This window comes from Pseudomonas sp. Z003-0.4C(8344-21), assembly GCF_900104975.1.
Taxonomy (GTDB): Bacteria; Pseudomonadota; Gammaproteobacteria; order Pseudomonadales; family Pseudomonadaceae; genus Aquipseudomonas; species Aquipseudomonas granadensis.
In genome coordinates this window covers 3,236,877-3,255,143 of sequence record NZ_LT629756.1, presented here as the reverse complement: position 1 = coordinate 3,255,143, position 18,267 = coordinate 3,236,877, and the positions used below count along the sequence as shown (strand labels likewise).

13 protein-coding genes are annotated in these 18,267 nt (G+C 59.9%); 8 read left to right on the top strand and 5 right to left on the bottom strand.

The window, feature by feature from the left end:
• Nucleotides 1–381: 381 nt before the first annotated feature.
• Both BLU24_RS14885 and BLU24_RS14880 read left to right on the top strand, forming a co-directional pair.
• Nucleotides 382–912, top strand: coding sequence for a DJ-1/PfpI family protein (locus BLU24_RS14885; protein WP_093101493.1), 531 nt, complete (start codon nucleotides 382–384; stop codon nucleotides 910–912).
• A gap of 23 nt (nucleotides 913–935) precedes the next feature.
• Entirely contained in the window at nucleotides 936–1,952 is a 1,017-nt protein-coding gene (locus BLU24_RS14880; protein WP_093101490.1) for an alpha/beta hydrolase, read from the top strand.
• Nucleotides 1,953–2,011: 59 nt separating this feature from the next.
• On the opposite strand, the gene BLU24_RS14875 is transcribed toward BLU24_RS14880, so the two are convergent.
• A complete protein-coding gene (locus tag BLU24_RS14875; RefSeq protein WP_093101487.1) occupies nucleotides 2,012–2,968 on the bottom strand; it encodes a LysR family transcriptional regulator in 957 nt (318 codons plus the stop codon).
• 100 nt (nucleotides 2,969–3,068) lie between these two features.
• Between BLU24_RS14875 and BLU24_RS14870 the strand changes: the two genes are divergently transcribed.
• Together BLU24_RS14870 and BLU24_RS14865 are read left to right on the top strand one after the other, a co-directional pair.
• Nucleotides 3,069–3,803 (top strand): SDR family oxidoreductase, encoded by a 735-nt coding sequence (locus BLU24_RS14870; RefSeq protein ID WP_093101484.1) that lies wholly within the window; start codon nucleotides 3,069–3,071, stop codon nucleotides 3,801–3,803.
• Nucleotides 3,804–3,834: 31 nt separating this feature from the next.
• Complete coding sequence (locus BLU24_RS14865; protein WP_093101482.1) at nucleotides 3,835–4,932, top strand: alkene reductase; 1,098 nt, start codon at nucleotides 3,835–3,837, stop codon at nucleotides 4,930–4,932.
• Here BLU24_RS14865 and BLU24_RS14860 read toward each other — a convergent pair.
• The 4 genes from BLU24_RS14860 to gcvA form a co-directional block, all read right to left on the bottom strand.
• Entirely contained in the window at nucleotides 4,893–5,855 is a 963-nt protein-coding gene (locus BLU24_RS14860) for a LysR family transcriptional regulator (protein ID WP_093106708.1), read from the bottom strand. The two genes, BLU24_RS14865 and BLU24_RS14860, sit on opposite strands and share 40 nt — an antisense overlap.
• 306 nt (nucleotides 5,856–6,161) lie before the next feature.
• On the bottom strand, nucleotides 6,162–6,923 hold the full coding sequence (locus tag BLU24_RS14855; protein WP_093101480.1) for a glucose 1-dehydrogenase: 762 nt from the start codon (nucleotides 6,921–6,923) through the stop codon (nucleotides 6,162–6,164).
• 28 nt (nucleotides 6,924–6,951) lie between these two features.
• Nucleotides 6,952–7,779 carry a DMT family transporter gene (locus BLU24_RS14850; RefSeq protein WP_093106705.1) on the bottom strand — a complete coding sequence of 276 codons (828 nt, stop codon included), beginning with the start codon at nucleotides 7,777–7,779 and terminating at the stop codon, nucleotides 6,952–6,954.
• 81 nt (nucleotides 7,780–7,860) lie between these two features.
• Nucleotides 7,861–8,754 (bottom strand): transcriptional regulator GcvA, encoded by an 894-nt coding sequence (gcvA, locus tag BLU24_RS14845; RefSeq protein ID WP_093101478.1) that lies wholly within the window; start codon nucleotides 8,752–8,754, stop codon nucleotides 7,861–7,863.
• Nucleotides 8,755–8,994: 240 nt separating this feature from the next.
• Here gcvA and BLU24_RS14840 point away from each other — a divergent pair, with 240 nt between their 5' ends.
• From BLU24_RS14840 to BLU24_RS14825, 4 genes are all read left to right on the top strand, one after another.
• On the top strand, nucleotides 8,995–10,734 hold the full coding sequence (locus tag BLU24_RS14840) for a dipeptidase (protein WP_093101476.1): 1,740 nt from the start codon (nucleotides 8,995–8,997) through the stop codon (nucleotides 10,732–10,734).
• Nucleotides 10,735–11,954: 1,220 nt separating this feature from the next.
• Nucleotides 11,955–13,208, top strand: coding sequence for a multidrug efflux RND transporter periplasmic adaptor subunit MexE (mexE, locus tag BLU24_RS14835; protein WP_093101474.1), 1,254 nt, complete (start codon nucleotides 11,955–11,957; stop codon nucleotides 13,206–13,208).
• A gap of 15 nt (nucleotides 13,209–13,223) precedes the next feature.
• Nucleotides 13,224–16,415: an efflux RND transporter permease subunit gene (locus BLU24_RS14830; RefSeq protein WP_093101472.1), complete on the top strand. Its 3,192-nt coding sequence runs from the start codon at nucleotides 13,224–13,226 to the stop codon at nucleotides 16,413–16,415.
• Nucleotides 16,412–17,833 carry an efflux transporter outer membrane subunit gene (locus BLU24_RS14825; protein ID WP_090283548.1) on the top strand — a complete coding sequence of 474 codons (1,422 nt, stop codon included), beginning with the start codon at nucleotides 16,412–16,414 and terminating at the stop codon, nucleotides 17,831–17,833. The genes BLU24_RS14830 and BLU24_RS14825 overlap by 4 nt, the downstream gene beginning before the upstream one ends.
• The last annotated feature ends 434 nt before the right edge of the window (nucleotides 17,834–18,267 follow it).

Below are 18,267 nucleotides of genomic sequence, written 5' to 3'. Positions count from 1 at the left end.
GGGATGGGCACACATGAAAATGCACTCTGATTTGATTGTAACTTTCACTCGTCTGCCGCTTCTCTGGTGAATCATTCATTTCAGCACCTCACTGGCTACCTACACACGTTCATTTACAGCGTGACTTGTAGAAAGTCCGCAAGTCATGCACGAGCCCTATGTAGCCGAAGCATATTTTTCGGCAGCCGAAAAGAGAACACGCGCGGGTATTCAGCACTTGCACAAATAAAGTGCGAATGCCGCCGAGGCCTTTGAAACGAAGCCCCTGAGTCATTTAAATCGCTGGGATGTAAGTCCTCATTCATTACTCAGCTGTATCTGAACGCTCGACTGGTTGATGCTTGTTACAGACCTATCAAGTTGCACGGCCAGGACACACCGATGAAAAGTTTAGCGATCATTATTCCGCCGAGGCGGATTGACGCGCCGATGCTCATGTCGTGCCTGGGTATATGGCGCAAAAAATACAACTTGAGAATTTTCTCCGTTGATGTGCGCAACACCGAAGAGATGCCAATTGGCAATCTCAAGACGCACGACCTGCAAGAACTGCATAGCGATTGCTTTGACGCTATCGCCGTGATGGGCGAGTCCGGAACCAAAGAGTATTTATGGAACAACACGGACATTATTTCCAGACTGCAAAAATTCGACAAAGCGCGAAAGTTGATTGCCGGAATTGGCCTTGGCTCGATAGTACTGGCCCAGGCCGGTGTTCTGCTTGGAAAAAAAGCGACCATCGATAACTCGGTCGAGTTAGTGATTCAGTTGAAAAGCTATGGCGCCATCTTCGTGCCCGAAGATGTAGTGATATTGAAATGGATCATCACCGGTAGCGGCAAGGATGTTGAAGCTTTTGCCAACGCCGTATCGATGTGGCTCCGAACGTCCCCGCAGCAAATCATTAAATAAAACCAATGGCCTCAGGAGGCAATATGAAACATCTCGTGAAAGCAGTGCCGGCGATGCTCGCTCTATCGGTCGGGTCGGCAATGGCTGCTACCGATCCGGTGCCGGAACATCAAACCCAAACCTTTCTCAACGCGCTTGCGGCGGGTGGTGGCAAGCCTCTGGAGCAACTGAGCCCTAAAGAAGCCCGCGCCGTGCTGACCGGCGCACAAAACTCGGTAAAGGTTGATTTATCGGGCGTGGAGGTCACTCACAGGACGATCACCTTCGAAGGTAAACCCCTCAAACTGACGGTGGTACGGCCGGAAAAAGTCAAAGGCGAGCTTCCCGCGTTCATGTTCTTTCATGGCGGCGGCTGGGTTCTCGGAGACTACCCGACACACGCGCGGCTGATTCGCGACCTGGTCGTTTCCTCCGGTGCGGTCGCGGTGTATGTCGATTACACGCCCTCCCCTGAAGCCCACTATCCCACCGCCATTAACCAGGCCTACGCGGCCACGCAATGGGTGGCCGAAAACGGTCAACAGATCAATGTCGATGGCAAGCGTCTGGCGGTGGCCGGTAACAGTGTCGGCGGCAACATGGCCGCCGTCGTGAGCCTGATGGCCAAAGAGAAAGCCACCCCGAAGATTCGATTCCAGCTGCTCCTCTGGCCGGTCACCGATTCCAGCTTCGAAACGGACAGCTACAAGCAATTCGCTGAAGGCCATTTCCTCACCAAAAACATGATGACCTGGTTCTGGGACAGCTACACAACCGACCTGAATGCACGGACGCAAATTCATGCATCGCCGCTTAAAGCCAGCATTGATCAGTTGAAAGACCTTCCACCTGCCCTCGTTCAAACCGCAGGGCTGGATGTGTTGCGCGATGAGGGCGAAGCCTACGCGCAGAAGCTGGACGCGGCCGGGGTCGATGTCACCGCGGTTCGCTACAACGGCATGATCCATGACTATGGCCTGCTCAACCCATTGAGCCAGGTACCGGAAGTCAAAGCGGCCATGAGACAGGCAGGCACAGAGCTCAAGGCTCACCTCAACTAAGCGAGCCTTGCGCATGCCGCATTCCCGGTTGGGTGCGGCATGCATCTGGTTAAACGTCCTTAGCGCTCAGCATTTGCGGACGATTCGACTATCACATCCCAAGGCGCCGGCACCGGGAAGACTTCCTGTAGAAAGTCTACGAATGCCTTCACGTTGGGATTACCTCTTCGGCTTTCGGGCCAGAGTGCGGTGATGACGAACCGGTCTACGGCGTGCTCGGGAAACACCGGAACCAACTCACCTCGCTGTACAAAAGGCGCGGCAACGTAGGTCGGAGAGATACCGATGCCGCCGCCTGCCGCGAGCGTCACTGCAACGGCGTCGCTCACATCAATAGTCATGGTGGCGTCGGGCGTGATCTCGACGACACGCTCCCCCACTTGAAATGGCCAGCGCAGCGCCTGCCCCGAACTCTGATAGCGAAAATTCACGCAATCATGGTTGACCAGGTCATCAATGTTGCGCGGTTTGCCTTTTCTGGCGAGATAACCGGGCGATGCAAACGTGCAGATTCGATGCGGGCCGAGTGGCTTGGATACCAGCCGCGAGTCAGCCAGATTGCCGACTCTGATGGCGACGTCGATGCCTTGTTCGATGATATCGGCGAACTGATCGCCGAGCCGCAGATCCACCACCAGTTTCGGATAGCGCTCACGGAACGCAGGGAGCGCCGGGGCAAGAATGTTGACCCCGATCGGCAGTGGCGCGGTCACCTTGAGCGTTCCTGACGGCTCGCCCCTCGATGCGACAGCGGCTTGTTCGATGTCCTCGACTTCGCGGATTACGCGCAATGCACGCTCGTACAACTCACGACCCTCGGGGGTCAGGGTCAATGAGCGAGTGGTCCGACTGAAAAGCCGCAGGCCGAAATGTTCTTCCAGTCGCTGAACACTTTTGCTGACTGCCGAAGGCGAGACAGAGAGATCGCGTGCAGCCGCTGTGTAACTACCCAGCGAGGCCGTGCGAGCGAAGGCGATGAGACCTGTCAGGCGGTCCAGACCAATTTGTGCTTTCATGGCACAAGAGTAACCACTTACAGCCCTATTATCAACGCTGAGCCAAGCGCATACGCTGTTTCCACAGCATCAATTCGATGCCCTTGAGGAGCAAACAGACATGCCTGAAGTACAGCCAAACCCGCTCAATAGTCGCACTGTCGTGATCGTCGGCGGCACATCCGGTATTGGACTTTCCGCAGCCATCCAGGCCAAAGCCGCTGGCGCCAAGGTCGTGGTCATCGGTTCGAACCCGGAACGCGCCCGGCAAGCCGCCGACACCCACGGGCTGGATGGCTGGCGTGCGGCGGATGTCACCCAGCCTGAGCAGATTCAAGCGGCTCTGGCAGACCTTCCGAAGGTCGATCACCTGGTGTTGCTGGCCGGCACTTTCGTCGCAGGCAAAGTGCTCGAAGCCGACGTTGCCTATCTGCACCGCGCGTTCGATGAGCGAATCTGGGCCTCTATCCATGCGCTGAGAGCACTCGGTGATCGTCTCTCGAAAGACGGCTCCGTCACCTTCATTTCCGGTTCACTGGCGGACCGCCCCAATGCCTACGGGACGGCGGTGCTCGCCGCTGCATCAGCGGCCATGGAAGCCTTTGCCCGTGGCCTCGCTCTCGAATTGGCGCCTGTGCGGGTCAACACCCTCTCTCCGGGACCTATCGACACGCCGATCCTCGCCAAAGCCATGGGCGATGCGCGTGACGGCTTCGTCGCGGCACTTGAACAAACCCTGCCGCTGCATCGCCTCGGTACCGCTGAAGAAGCCGGCGCGGCGGTGGTTTTCCTGATGAGCAATGGTTTCATGAACGGTGCGACGATCAATGTCGATGGCGGCGCACGCCTGGTTTGAAGCACTTTTGTCAGTTCTGTAGGAGGTATTTATGACCACACTGTTCGAGCCGCTTCAACTGGGCGCTATCACGTTACCTAACCGCATCATCATGGCCCCGATGACGCGGGCCAGGGGAACCCAGCATCACGTCCCTACCCCGATCATGGCCGACTACTACGCCCAGCGTGCGACAGCCGGCCTCATCATCAGCGAGGCGATCGGCATCAGCCAGCAAGGCCTGGGATGGGCTTACGCCACGGGTATATGGTCCGCTGAGCAGATTGCCGGATGGCGACTGATTACCGACGCGGTCCACGCTGCCGGCGGCCGGATAATCGCTCAACTCTGGCACATGGGCCGGGTGGTCCATCCGAGCTTTCTGGATGGCGCACAACCCATTGCCCCATCGGTAACGACAGCGCCTGGACTGGCCCATACCTACGCCGGAAAACAACCCTACTCTCAGGCCCGGGCGCTACCGCTTGAGGAGATACCCTCGCTGATTGCCGAGTTCGTCCAGGCAGGTCGCAATGCGTTGCTGGCGGGATTTGATGGCGTGCAGATCCACGCCGCCAATGGTTACCTGATCGATCAGTTCTTACGTGACAGCGGCAATTTCCGTACCGACGCCTATGGCGGCTCGGTCGAGAACCGGGTCAGGCTGCTCAGGGAAGTGACCCAAGCGGTGGCGCACGTTGTCGGGGCTGACCGGACCGGGGTTCGATTAACCCCCAGCAGCCATGATCAGGGTGTGAGGGACAGTGATCCTGTGCCTCTGTTTACCCGCGCCGCAGAAGTCTTGTCCGAAATCGGCATTGCTCATCTCGAGCTACGCGAGCCGCCGGCTGACGGCAGTTTCGGCGTGTCGGAGTATCCTCCAAGCGCCGCAATCATTCGTGAGGCCTTCAAAGGCACGCTGATTCTCAACTCCGATTACGATTCGGCGCGTGCCGAAGCCGCCCTGGCAACAGGCCTTGCCGATGCAGTCGCGTTTGGGCGGCCATTTATTGCCAATCCGCAGTTGCCAGAGGTGCTGCGCCGGGGCCTGCCACTGGCGCAGGAGGATCGTTCGACATGGTTCAGCCAGGGGATTGAAGGGTACACCGATTATCCCGGCCTTCCATCCGGCCAGGTTGCAACACAGTGATCGCTGACCTGCGCCTGGGCGTGCGTCAGCAGCAGCGCTTCGCACTTGTCTTTCAAGTACGCGTAAAGCAAACGAAGCGCTGGCGTAAACTGCTTGCGGTGCGGGCACACAAAGCTCAGAGGATAAAGCTCCCCGGGAATATCAGGCAGTAAGACCTCCAGGTGACCGGCACTTACATCCTCACAAACGTCCAACCATGATTTGTACAAAATCCCTTCGCCAGCGATGGCGCAGCGTCGAATGACGTCTGCGTCGTCACTCAGAACAGGGCCGTTTACGATGACCGAGTCATTCTCCGGCAAATTGGGAAATATCCACCGGTCGTAGAGCTTTCCATTCATGTGGAAGCGCAGGCAAGCGTGTTCCTTCAGGTCTCCCACCGATTCGGGCCGTCCGTGCAGCGCGATATAAGCCGGCGATGCCGCGATGACGCGGCGATTGCCTGGCACCAAGGGCAGCGAGATGAAGTCAGCGTTTTGCATCGTGCCATATCGGACGGCCACGTCTACGGGATCACGAAAGATGTCCGAGACGCTGTCGGACAACATGACGCGTAGCACCAGACCGGGGTTCTCGCGGCGAAAACTGATCAGCCAGGGAAGCAGCACGTTTCTGCCGAAATCCGAGGCACTGGCGATCTGCAAAACCCCATGGAGTTGCCGATCGTCCTGCTGCAACCCGGCTCGCCCCTCGCTCAGCGTATTGAGCACTTCCCGCGCATAAGGCAGATAGCGCTCGCCTTCTGCCGTGAGGCGCAGACTTCGTGTGGATCGCGCAAACAGGCGCGTATCGAGTTCACACTCCAAGCGCTTTATGGCGGCGCTGATCTGTGCCGGAAACAGATCCATTTCCCGGGCTACCGCGGAGAAACTGTCCACGGTTGCCACACGCACGAAAATCGCCAGGTCGTTAAATCTGATCATCATTGCCTTCTCTTGATATGAACCCACAGGCACTGAAAAGCCCATATGAGACGGCAGAGCAAAAAAGGTATTCCACATGAGGCATGATTTTTCGAGCGTTTCCCTGAATCAATTCATCCGCTTTAATTGCACGCCCAAGCGCTGTCCAGAACGCCGTTGATGGACAGGCAGGCGCAGCGTGCAAATTAGGGGTTTGCGGGAAACATGAATATGCAGGCGAATGGAAATTCAGACGTGCCAGGCTGGCACAAATGGAGTTGATCAGTGCCCCCACCCAAGCAGGGTGATGGCACGTCTAACAACGAGTCATTTACCTCCGGTCACATCCAGAAAGGTACCGGTAACAAACGATGCCTCCGCGCTCGCCAGCCAGAGAATGGCCCGCGCAACCTCCTCCGGCTGCCCGCCTCGACCCATGGGAATCGAGTCCTTGACGCGGTCGACCCGTCCCGGTTCGCCGCCACTGGCGTGCATGTCGGTGTAGATATGGCCGGGGCGGATGCAGTTGACGCGTATGCCTTCACGCGCGACTTCCTTGGCCAGGCCGACGGTGAAGGTTTCCAGTGCGCCTTTCGACGCGGCGTAGTCGACGTATTCATTGGGGCTGCCGAGACGCGCTGACGCGGACGACACGTTGATCACCACGCCGCCGGGGCCGTTATGCCGGTGCGACATGCGCTTGATCGCCTGCTGGGCGCACAGGATCGGCCCGATGGCGTTGACTGCAAAGATGCGTTGCATCCGCGCAAAGTCGAGGTCTTCAAGTCGCGATTGTCTGGCCAGCATCCCGGCATTGTTGACCAGCACGTCGATGCGTCCGAACGTGCGGTCGATGGCCGCAAACAACGCGGCGACCTGTTCGGGATCGGCACTGTCGGCGCGCACCGCCAACCCCCTGCGCCCCGCGGCTTGCACATCCGCAATCACCGCCCGCGCCGCGGATTCGTTGGCCACGTAGCTGATGGCGACGTCATAGCCTTGCGCGGCAGCGAGTCTGGCCGTGGCGGCGCCCACTCCGCGACTGCCACCGGTGATCAGAATCAACGGTGCCTGCGAGACTTCATTCATGAACCTGGCTCCTGACTGGTCGGCCGTATCAGCCGATGATGAAAATGCCGCTGACGATCACCACGCACGCCAATATCCGCCGGACGCTGAGTGCTTCGCCGAGAAACAGATAGCCGATCAACGCTGCGAACAGCACGCTGGTTTCGCGCAATGCCGATACCGCGCCCAGCGGCGCTTCGTTCATTGCGTAGATGACGATGGCGTAGGCCAGCAATGACACCAGCCCGCCGACCACCGCGGCCAATGTTCCCCGCCGAAGAGTGAACAGGCTGCGGGCGTCGCGCAGGCCGATGTACACCGCTGGCATCATCACGCCCCACAACGCACACATCCACACGGTGTAGGCCAGCGGCGCGCCGGACAGCCTGGCGCCGATACCGTCGACAACGCTGTAGGCGGCGATAAAACAACCGGTGCCCAATGCGTAAGGCAGGCTCGGCACCGACAGCCTGCGGCCGCTAAAGGCCAGCGAAATAATTCCGCCCGACACCAACGCAACGCCAAGCAGTTGGCCGGGCGCGATGCGTTCACCGGCGAAAACGGCAGCACCGAGGGTGATCAGCGCGGGCGACGATCCACGGGAAATCGGATAGACCTGCCCCAGTTCAGCGACTCGGTAACTGCGCACCAGAAACAGGTTGTAGCCGACGTGCAGCAGCGCCGAGAGCACCGCGTAACCCCAACTTGCCGCCGCGGGTATCGGCATGAACACTGCGGCGATGGCACAGGTGAAGGCGATGGCGATGCACATCACGGTCATCGACCACAACCGATCGGCACCGCCACGCAGCAGCGCGTTCCAGCTGGCATGCAGGAGTGCGGCAAAAAGAACCAGGATGACGATATGAGTAGGCATGGGCACCATATTAGGTAAGGCAATCAGCGGACTGAAGCGAAGTCTCCTCACTGTGTCATGAGCAATTCCTCATGAAGCCACTCAACGGACTTTCATCGCCTCGCTCATCAACCACTGGCGAAAGCTGACAATGTGCGGCTGCGCTTCGATGCCCTTGGGACAGACAAAGTAGTAGGCAAGCGGCGAGGCGAATGGCACATCGAAAAGGCGCACCAGTCGGCCATCGGCCATCTCGTTCTCGACGTGGCCGCTGCGTACCAACGCCACGCCCTGACCGAGCAAAGCAGCCTCTACGGTCATGTTGGTGTCGCCAAACCGGACGCTTTCGCGAACGGGCGAAAACCCCAACCCGATGGCTTCGAACCAGGCCTCCCATTTCGGCACCAACTCGGCGCCATCGCGGGTCAGCAGCGGAAAGTGCAGCAGTTCGGCCGGGCTGTGCGGCATGCCGATGCGTTGCAGCAATTCGGGACTGGCGACCGGGAATACCTGCTCGCCGAACAGAAATTCCGCATACAGCCCTGGGTAGTTGCCCTTGCCCAGCCGGATCGCCACGTCAGCCTGGCCCGCGGCGAAATGGATGATTTTGTCTGTGGTGTCCAGCGCCACCAACAGCTCGGGGTGCTGCCGTGACAGATTCGGCAAACGCGGCAACAGCCATTTCAGCGCAAAGGAATACGTCGTGCTGACGCTCAGCCGCACCCTGCCCTTTTGCTCGCGCAAATCAGCCAGTGTCGCCTCCAGACTGATGAAAAATTCCCGCACGATCGGCGCCAGCGTCGCTCCCGCTGCGGTGAGGCGCAACGCCTTGCCACGCTCGAACAACGGCAGCCCCCACAGCGCTTCGAGGTGTTTGAGCTGATGGCTGACCGCGCTCTGGGTCACGTGCAGTTCTTCTGCGGCAGCGGTGAAAGTCGGGTGCCGGGTGGCAACTTCAAAGGCACGCAAGGTCGCGGTCGGCGGGAGATCTTTCATGACTTGTTATCCGATGAATTGTCGGCAACGAGCTGAGCATGAATAACCGCTCATGATCAAGCCATGACACGTTTTTGCCTGTGCATACGTTTTCATTGATGCGTCGCTTTTGCTGTTGTGTGCGACACGTCCCGTTTCAGGGCTCCCGCATGCCTGCGCAGCGGTGGTAGTTTGTAAGTGCATGTGTCCTGAGATTCAGGCACGACTTATTCATCACTCTGCAAAGGAATGCCTTTCGCAATGAATGTCCCTTTCAAAAAACTCGCGGCGACCACGCTGATGCTGGCCGGCCTCGCTGTCTTCACCGCGCCTGCACAAGCCAACATCACCCCGCAGCAAAGCGCCGAGATACTGAAAACCTACAACGCCGCGTCGGTGACTGACTTCCACCAGTTCCTCAGCGAACTGGGCAAAAGCGATCTGGCGAAAAAAGCCGAGATCAGCCCGGCCATCGGTGCTTATCTGAATAAAAAGACCCTGACCGCTGAACAGCAGAACGAGATCTACCGCCTGCTCGGGCTGTACACGCGAGTCAAATACAGTGCCGCGGCCACCGAAACCCTACGTGAGCTGGTCGAGATCCCGACCTACCGCAAGGACGGCGTCGAGCAGCACGACAACCCGGAATTCATCAAGATCGCCGCGAAGATCAAGAGTCTCGCCGAATCGTTCGGTCTGAAATTCCGCAACATCGACAATCGCGTCTACGAAATATCCCTCGACGGCAGCGGTGAAGAAGTCGTGGGCATTCACGCGCATGCCGATGTGGTGCCGGTGACGCCGGAAAACTGGGTGCTCAAGGATGGCACCCGCCTCGACCCGTTCAAGATCACCCTGATCGGTGATCGCATGTACGGTCGCGGCACTGAAGATGACAAGAACGGCATCGTCGTCACCCTGTACGCGATGAAGGTCATCAAGGAAGAAAAGCTGCCGCTGGTGCGCAACTTCAAGCTGCTGGTCGACACCACCGAAGAAACCACAGGTGACGCGATCCCTTACTACTTCGAACGCAATCCGACACCCAACTACAACCTCGCGCTGGACGGCGGTTATCCGGTGGTGATTGCTGAAAAAGGTTACGGTACGGTCATGGCCAACTTCGCCAAACGTACAGGCGAAGGCAAAGGTGCTGAAATCGTTGCGTTGACCGGCGGCATGGCGACCAATCAGATTCCGTCAGCCTCGGTGGCCACCTTGCTCACCGACCAGCCTGCGGAACTGGCGGCCAGTCTGCAAAAGGCCGGTAGCGATTACGCCAAGCGCAACGGCGGCAACTTCGAGGTCAGCGCCAAAGTCGATGGCAAGGACGTCAAACTGACGGTGACCGGCGTGTCCGCGCACTCCTCCGAACCCGAGTCCGGGGTCAATCCGGTGGCGCGCATGCTCGACTTCATCAATAGCGTTGATGGCAAGGTCGCGCTCAAGCACAACCACATCACCGACGCCGCCCGTTACCTCGCCGACAACTGGGGCCTGGATTATCTCGGCAACAAGCTCGGCGTCGGTTTCTCCGACGCGTTCATGGGGCCGCTGACCACCTCGCCGACCTTTGTTGGCATGGACGACGAGACCTTCAAACTGGCGGTCAATCTGCGTGTGCCGAAAGGCAAATCGCCGGAGAAACTGAAAACCGAAATCGCCGACAAACTTGCCGCCTGGAGCAAGAAAACCCACGTCGCGGTGGCGTTCGATTATTCGGTCGCGGCGCCGATGTACCGCAACCCCGAGGGTGAATGGGTCAAGGCGTTGCTGGCGGTTGCCACGGAAAACCTCGGCATGAAACACGAATTCGGCACCTCTGCCGGTGCAACGTCGGTGCATGAACTGCCTAACGGCGTGCAGTTCGGCCTGGCCATGCCTAACGTGAAATACACCGGCCACACCGATGGGGAGTTCAAGACCGTCGAGCAATTCCAGCTGGACCTGCAAATCGTCACCGAAATGATCGGCCGCATCGGCCAGTTGCCGAAACTCTGACCGACCTGCCGAACCCGCCGCAATGGTGGGTTCGGCGTTTTAATCGCCGCGTAAACCTGTGGGAGCCAGCCTGCTGGCGATGGCGGTGGGTCTGGCAATGGAAGTGCCGCCTGTGGGGACGCCATCGCTTGCAGGCAAGCTCCCACATCTGATCGCATTGTGTCAGTTGGAACCCGGATACCTGTGGGTGCCAGCCTGCTGGCGATGGCGGTGGGTCTGGCGATGAAAGTGTCCCAGTGCGGCCGCCATCGCTTGCAGGCAAGCTCCCACATTAGATCGCATTGTGTCAGTTGTAACTCGGATACCTGTGGGTGCCAGCCTGCTGGAGATGGCGGTGGGTCTGGCGATGAAATTGTCCCAGTGCGGCTGCCATCGCTTGCAGGCAAGCTCCCACAGGGATCGCGTGCACCACCAGGCCAGCAATCGAAAATCAAAAGCCCCTCACCCTAGCCCTCTCCCGGAGGGAGAGGGGACTGACCGTGGTGGATGCGAGAGCTATGCCGACGTGAGACACCGAGTCGTACGTAAATTCCAAATCCAACCCAAATCGGCCCCCTCTCCCTCGGGAGAGGGCTGGGGTGAGGGGCGAATCCACCACAAATCCCAAAGCCATGCGGCGCTTCTCACCACTCAACAATGAGCGCCAGCTCGAGTGCTTTTGATCTTGATCTTGCCTAACCAGCGACATCGGAAGGCTGAGTGTAGGGATTGATCCGGGCGTGGGAGCGCAGCGACCGTACGACGAAGTCGTAAACAGCGGAAGGAGGTGCAGCGAAGCAAACCGTAGCCGCTGCGCCCGGATCAATCCCGGAGCGAAGGGACCCGAGCCTGCGAGGGCCGAACGCAGGAGCAAGCGTTTTGGGTTACCTTTTTGGCGTTTGAAAAAGGTGACCCGCCGTAAGGGCGGAACCCTAAGCCGCCGTTACCGCAGCAACGGATATGTACCCAAACCAAAAAACTCACCGCCTGAAAGAAAGCCATCGCTTGCAGGCAAGCTCCCACAAAAATCCAATGCCCCCCTAACCGCGATCGTTGCACAAAAAGCAAAAGATCATTGCCCACAAACCTATTGATAGCCCCCTAACGAAAGGCGCACGCTAGAGGGCTGACTCGGGTCTTATATCATTCCGAATGATAGTTACCTTTGCTTCATTCGATTCGTGCCATCACACCCCGCCGAGCATCATCCGCCCATCTTCAATACTTTGGCGGATGCATCCATGGAACATTCACTCAAACATTTGCGCTTCCCGATGGCCCTGTTGGCCGTACTGGTGATGAGCGCCTGCGGCAAAACCCCGGAGACCACCGCTGCCATGCCCCCTGCAAAAGTCAGCGTGGCCAAGGTGCTGGAACAACCGGTCAATGAGTGGGACGAATTCACCGGGCGCCTCGAAGCGCCGGAAACCGTTGAAATCCGTCCACGGGTCTCCGGCCAGATCGATCAGGTAGCCTTCACCGAAGGCGCATTGGTCAAGAAAGGCGACCTGCTGTTCCAGATCGACCCGCGTCCGTTCCAGGCCGAGGTCCGCCGCCTCGAAGCCCTGGTCGCCCAAGCCCGCGCCACCGCCACCCGCAGTGAAAACGAAGCCGCTCGCGGCGAACGTCTGCGCACCAGCAACGCGATCTCCGCCGAACTGGCTGATTCGCGCACCAGCGCTGCCCAGGAAGCCCGCGCCGCCGTTGGCGCCCTGCAAGCGCAACTCGATCTGGCCAAACTGAACCTGAGCTTCACCCGCGTCACCGCGCCAATCAGCGGCCGCGTCAGCCGTGCCGAGATCACCGCCGGCAACCTGGTCACCGCCGACACCACTGCCCTGACCAGCGTCGTCTCGACCGACAAGGTCTACGCCTACTTCGACGCCGACGAGCGTGTATTCCTCAAGTACACCCAACTGGCCCGCAACGGTCAGCGCGGTACCACGACCCCGGTGTACATGGGCCTGTCCAACGAAGACGGCAACCCGCACCTGGGTCAGATGAATTTCGTCGACAACCAGGTCAACCCGAAAACCGGCACCATCCGTGGCCGCGCGGTGTTCGACAACACTGACGGCACCTACACCCCGGGCTTGTACGCACGGCTGAAACTGGTCGGCAGCGGCACCTACAACGCCATGCTGATCAACGACGAAGCCGTCGGTACTGACCTGGGCAAGAAGTTCGTGCTGGTGATGGATGCGGACAACAAAACCGCGTACCGCCCTGTCGAACTCGGGCCGAAAATCGAAGGCCTGCGCATCGTCCGCACCGGTCTGCAAAAAGACGACACGATCATCGTCAAGGGCCTGCAGCGGGTGCGTCCCGGCTCGCCAGTCACCCCTGAAGTGATTCCGATGGCCAGCGAGCAGACCCTCGCCGCCCTCGCCCAACAACGTCAAGCGCTGGAAGCCAGCAACCTGCCCAAAGTCGCCCCTGCCAAGGGTGCGTCGGGTTCGGCTGCGAAGCTGGCTGCTACGACCCCACGCGGTTAAGGGACGACAACTCCGATGAATTTTTCCCAATTCTTCATTTCCCGGCCGATCTTCGCAGCGGTGCTGTCGCTGCTGATCCTGATCGCCGGTGCGATCTCGCTGTTCCAGTTACCGATCAGCGAATACCCGGAAGTCGTGCCGCCCACCGTGGTGGTGCGTGCCAACTTCCCGGGTGCCAACCCCAAGGTCATCGGTGAAACCGTGGCTGCGCCGCTGGAACAAGCCATCACCGGCGTCGAGAACATGCTGTACATGTCTTCGCAATCGACCGCTGACGGCAAGATCACCCTGACCATCACCTTCGCCCTGGGCACTGACCTGGACAACGCGCAGGTGCAGGTGCAGAACCGCGTGACGCGCACCGAGCCGAAGCTTCCAGAAGAAGTGACGCGCATCGGTATCACCGTCGACAAGGCCTCGCCCGACCTGACCATGGTTGTGCACTTGACCTCGCCGGACAAGCGCTACGACATGCTCTACCTGTCCAACTACGCGATCCTCAACATCAAGGATGAGCTGGCTCGTCTCGGCGGTGTCGGTGACGTGCAACTGTTCGGTATGGGCGATTACTCGCTGCGTGTCTGGCTCGATCCGAACAAGACCGCTTCGCGCAATCTGACCGCAACCGACGTGGTCACTGCGATCCGCGAGCAGAACCGTCAGGTCGCTGCCGGCCAGCTCGGCGCGCCCCCTGCCCCGACCGCGCAAAGCTTCCAGCTGTCGATCAACACTCAGGGCCGTCTGGTCACTGAGGAAGAGTTCGAAAACATCGTGATTCGTGCCGGCGACGACGGTGAAATCACCCGCCTCAAAGACATCGCCCGCGTCGAACTCGGTTCCAGCCAATACGCTTTGCGTTCGCTGCTGAACAACCAGCCGGCCGTGGCGATCCCGATCTTCCAGCGTCCGGGCTCCAACGCCATCGATATCTCGAACGAAGTTCGCGGCAAGATGGAAGAGCTGAAGAAAGGCTTCCCGCAGGGCATGGACTACAGCATCGTCTACGACCCGACGATCTTCGTGCGCGGCTCGATCGAAGCGGTGGTTCACACCCTGTTCGAAGCGCTGATTCTCGTGGTGCTGGTGGTGATCCTGTTCCTGCAGACCTGGCGCGCCTCGATCATTCCGTTGGTGGCGGTGCCGGTATCGTTGATCGGTACGTTTGCGGTGATGCACCTGTTCGGTTTCTCGCTCAACGCCTTGTCACTGTTCGGTCTGGTACTGGCGATTGGTATCGTGGTGGACGACGCCATCGTGGTGGTGGAGAACGTCGAGCGAAACATCGAGCTCGGACTGACACCGGTCGAAGCGACCAAGCGGGCGATGCGTGAAGTGACCGGCCCGATCATTGCGACGGCGCTGGTGCTGTGTGCGGTATTCGTACCGGCAGCGTTCATTTCCGGCCTCACCGGGCAGTTCTACAAACAGTTCGCCCTGACCATCGCCATCTCGACGGTGATCTCGGCCTTCAACTCGCTGACCCTGTCGCCAGCGCTGGCCGCCGTCCTGCTGAAAAGCCACGACGCGCCGAAAGACCGCTTCTCGAAAGTGCTCGACAAAATCTTCGGTAGCTGGCTGTTCCGCCCGTTCAACCGCTTCTTCGATCGCGCCAGCCATGGCTACGTCGGCACCGTGCGCCGGGTCATCCGTGGCAGCGGCATCGCCCTGCTGCTGTACGCAGGCCTGATGGTGCTGACGTTCTTCGGTTTCTCCAGCACGCCGACCGGTTTCGTCCCCGGCCAGGACAAGCAATACCTCGTGGCCTTCGCGCAACTGCCGGACGCCTCGAGCCTGGACCGTACCGAAGACGTGATCAAGCGCATGTCTGACCTGGCGCTGAAACAGCCAGGCGTGGAAAGCGCCGTAGCGTTCCCGGGCCTGTCGATCAACGGCTTCACCAACAGCCCGAACGCCGGCATCGTTTTCGTCACCCTGAAACCGTTCGACGAGCGTAAAGACCCGAGCATGTCTGCCGGGGCAATCGCCGGGGCCTTGAACGGCCAGTACGCGAACATTCAAGAGGCGTACATGGCGATCTTCCCGCCACCGCCGGTACAGGGTCTGGGCACCATTGGTGGTTTCCGTCTGCAAATCGAAGACCGTGGCAACCTCGGTTACGACGAGCTGTACAAAGAAACCATGAACATCATCAACAAGAGCCACAACGTGCCGGAACTGGCCGGCCTGTTCACCAGTTACACCGTGAACGTGCCGCAGGTCGATGCTGCTATCGACCGCGAGAAAGCCAAGACCCACGGCGTGGCCGTCAGCGACATCTTCGACACCCTGCAGATCTACCTGGGTTCGCTGTATGCCAACGACTTCAACCGCTTCGGGCGCACCTATCAGGTCAACGTTCAGGCCGAACAACAGTTCCGCCTCGAATCCGATCAGATCGGTCAGCTGAAAGTACGCAACAACAAAGGCGAAATGATCCCGCTGGCGACCTTCATCAAGGTCAGCGACACCTCGGGTCCGGACCGCGTGATGCACTACAACGGCTTCATCACCGCAGAAATCAACGGTGCCGCTGCCCCCGGCTACAGCTCCGGCCAGGCCGAAAAAGCCATCGAGAAACTGCTCAAGGACGAACTGCCGAACGGCATGACCTACGAGTGGACCGACCTGACCTACCAGCAGATTCTGTCCGGCAACACCGCGCTGTTCGTGTTCCCGCTCTGCGTACTGCTGGCGTTCCTGGTGCTCGCTGCACAGTACGAAAGCTGGAGCCTGCCACTGGCGGTGATCCTGATCGTACCGATGACCCTGCTGTCGGCCATCACCGGTGTGATCATCTCGGGCGGTGACAACAACATCTTCACCCAGATCGGCCTCATCGTACTGGTGGGACTTGCATGCAAGAACGCGATTCTGATCGTCGAGTTCGCCAAGGACAAACAGGAAGAAGGCCTCGACCCGCTCGCCGCGGTGCTGGAAGCCTGCCGTCTGCGTCTGCGGCCGATCCTGATGACCTCCTTCGCGTTCATCATGGGTGTGGTGCCACTGGTGTTCTCCAGCGGTGCCGGTGCCGAGATGCGTCACGCCATGGGTGTGGCGGTGTTCTCCGGGATGCTCGGGGTGACCTTCTTCGGTCTGCTGCTGACGCCAGTGTTCTACGTGCTGATCCGTAACTTCGTTGAACGCAGTGAGGCCCGCAAGGCGGCCAAGGCGCACAACCTTCCAAAGCCACTGGAGGCGCATCAATGAGTCTGAAAGTCTTCCTGCCGAGCCTGTTGGTGCTGGCCCTCAGCGCCTGCGCCGTCGGCCCCGACTACAAGACCCCAGCCACGGAGGCGGCCAACATCACGGCCGCCACCGACGGCGCCGCCGGGCAAAAGAACTTCGACCGGTCGAAATTCGAAGGCATCTGGTGGCAGCAATTCGATGACCCGACCCTCAACCAGTTGGTCACGCAATCGCTGCAAGGCAACCGTGAACTGCGCGTAGCGTTCGCCCGCTGGAAAGCCGCTCGGGCGATCCGCGACGATGCCAGCAACGACGCGATGCCGACCATCACCAGCCGTGCCAGCAGTGACCTGGGCAAAGGCCAGATTCCCGGCCAGACCACCGACCGGGTCAACAGCGAACGCTACGATCTGGGCCTGGACATGGCCTGGGAACTGGACCTGTTCGGGCGCATCCAGCGCAATCTGGAAGCCAGCGACGCCGACCAGCAGGCGGCCGAAGCCGACCTGTATCAACTGCAAGTCACCATGATTGCCGAACTGGTCGACGCTTACGGGCAACTGCGCGGTGCGCAACTGCGCGAGAAGATCGCCGTGGCCAACCTGAACAACCAGGTAGAGTCACGCAAGATCACCGTCAGCCTGCGTGATGCCGGTGTCGGTGATCAGCTCGACGTGGAACGCGCCGATGCGCGCCTGGCCAACGTCGAAGCGACCGTGCCTCAATTGCAGGCGGAACAGGTGCGGCAGAAAAACCGCATCGCCACCCTGCTCGGTGAGCGCCCGGACAAGCTGACTGTTGACCTGAGCCCGAAAGACCTGCCAGCGATTGCCAAGGCCTTGCCGATCGGCGATCCGGGTGAACTGCTGCAACGTCGCCCGGACATTCTCAGCGCTGAACGCCAACTGGCCTCAGCCACGGCGCGCATCGGTGTGGCCAAGGCCGATCTGTTCCCACGCGTCAGCCTCAGCGGCTTCCTCGGTTGGACCGCCGGGCGCGGCTCGCAGATCGGCTCGTCGGCCGCCAACGCCTGGGCCCTCGGCCCGAGCATCACCTGGGCTGCGTTTGACCTCGGCAGCGTGCGCGCCCGCTTGCGCGGCGCCGATGCCGAAGCCGAAGGCGCCCTGGCGACCTATGAGCAGCAAGTGCTGCTGGCACTGGAAGAATCGGAAAACGCCTTCAGCGATTACGGCAAGCGTCAGCAACGGTTGATCTCGCTGATCCGTCAGAGTGAATCAAGCCGCAAGGCTGCCGACCTCGCTGAGATCCGCTACCGCGAAGGCACCACCGACTTCCTCGTACTGCTCGATGCACAGCGCGAGCGGCTGAACGCCGAAGACAGCCAGGCCCAAGCCGAAGTCGACCTGTATCGCGGCATCGTCGCGATCTACAAGGCCCTCGGCGGCGGCTGGCAGCCGGAGACCGTTGCCAGCAAATAACCGTTGTAACTGAGCTCCTTTGGTTGGCCGCAACCAACCAATTTTTTTGCCCCGCGTATCATTCGGTCGCGGGGTTTTTTTATGGTTTTTTTCAGCTGTTGTGATTTTGCTGGAGGTCGTGGTGGGTCAGTTTCAGTGGTGTCGGCTGACCGGCCGCCATCGCTTGCAGGCAAGCTCCTACATTTTGATCGCATTCTTTCAGTTGGGATGCGGTCGACCTGTGGGAGCCAGCCTGCTGGCGATGAACGATAACGCGGTAGGCCTGCAGATCCCCTCACCCTAGCCCTCCCGAAACGTCGGACCGCCCGTAGGGAGAGGGAACTGACCGGGGTGGATGAAAGAGATGCGCCAACGCGCAACACCGAGTCGAACTCAGGATTTGAACGGCCCCCAAATCGGCTCCCTCTCCAGGGGGAGAGGGCTGGGCGGGCGGC

Excerpts from the sequence above, each read along its gene's own strand:
- BLU24_RS14885 (WP_093101493.1), top strand. The coding sequence starts at position 382 with ATGAAAAGTTTAGCGATCATTATTCCGCCGAGGCGGATTGACGCGCCG.
- BLU24_RS14880 (WP_093101490.1), top strand. The coding sequence starts at position 936 with ATGAAACATCTCGTGAAAGCAGTGCCGGCGATGCTCGCTCTATCGGTC.
- BLU24_RS14875 (WP_093101487.1), bottom strand. The coding sequence starts at position 2,968 with ATGAAAGCACAAATTGGTCTGGACCGCCTGACAGGTCTCATCGCCTTC.
- BLU24_RS14870 (WP_093101484.1), top strand. The coding sequence starts at position 3,069 with ATGCCTGAAGTACAGCCAAACCCGCTCAATAGTCGCACTGTCGTGATC.
- BLU24_RS14865 (WP_093101482.1), top strand. The coding sequence starts at position 3,835 with ATGACCACACTGTTCGAGCCGCTTCAACTGGGCGCTATCACGTTACCT.
- BLU24_RS14860 (WP_093106708.1), bottom strand. The coding sequence starts at position 5,855 with ATGATCAGATTTAACGACCTGGCGATTTTCGTGCGTGTGGCAACCGTG.
- BLU24_RS14855 (WP_093101480.1), bottom strand. The coding sequence starts at position 6,923 with ATGAATGAAGTCTCGCAGGCACCGTTGATTCTGATCACCGGTGGCAGT.
- BLU24_RS14850 (WP_093106705.1), bottom strand. The coding sequence starts at position 7,779 with ATGCCTACTCATATCGTCATCCTGGTTCTTTTTGCCGCACTCCTGCAT.
- gcvA (WP_093101478.1), bottom strand. The coding sequence starts at position 8,754 with ATGAAAGATCTCCCGCCGACCGCGACCTTGCGTGCCTTTGAAGTTGCC.
- BLU24_RS14840 (WP_093101476.1), top strand. The coding sequence starts at position 8,995 with ATGAATGTCCCTTTCAAAAAACTCGCGGCGACCACGCTGATGCTGGCC.
- mexE (WP_093101474.1), top strand. The coding sequence starts at position 11,955 with ATGGAACATTCACTCAAACATTTGCGCTTCCCGATGGCCCTGTTGGCC.
- BLU24_RS14830 (WP_093101472.1), top strand. The coding sequence starts at position 13,224 with ATGAATTTTTCCCAATTCTTCATTTCCCGGCCGATCTTCGCAGCGGTG.
- BLU24_RS14825 (WP_090283548.1), top strand. The coding sequence starts at position 16,412 with ATGAGTCTGAAAGTCTTCCTGCCGAGCCTGTTGGTGCTGGCCCTCAGC.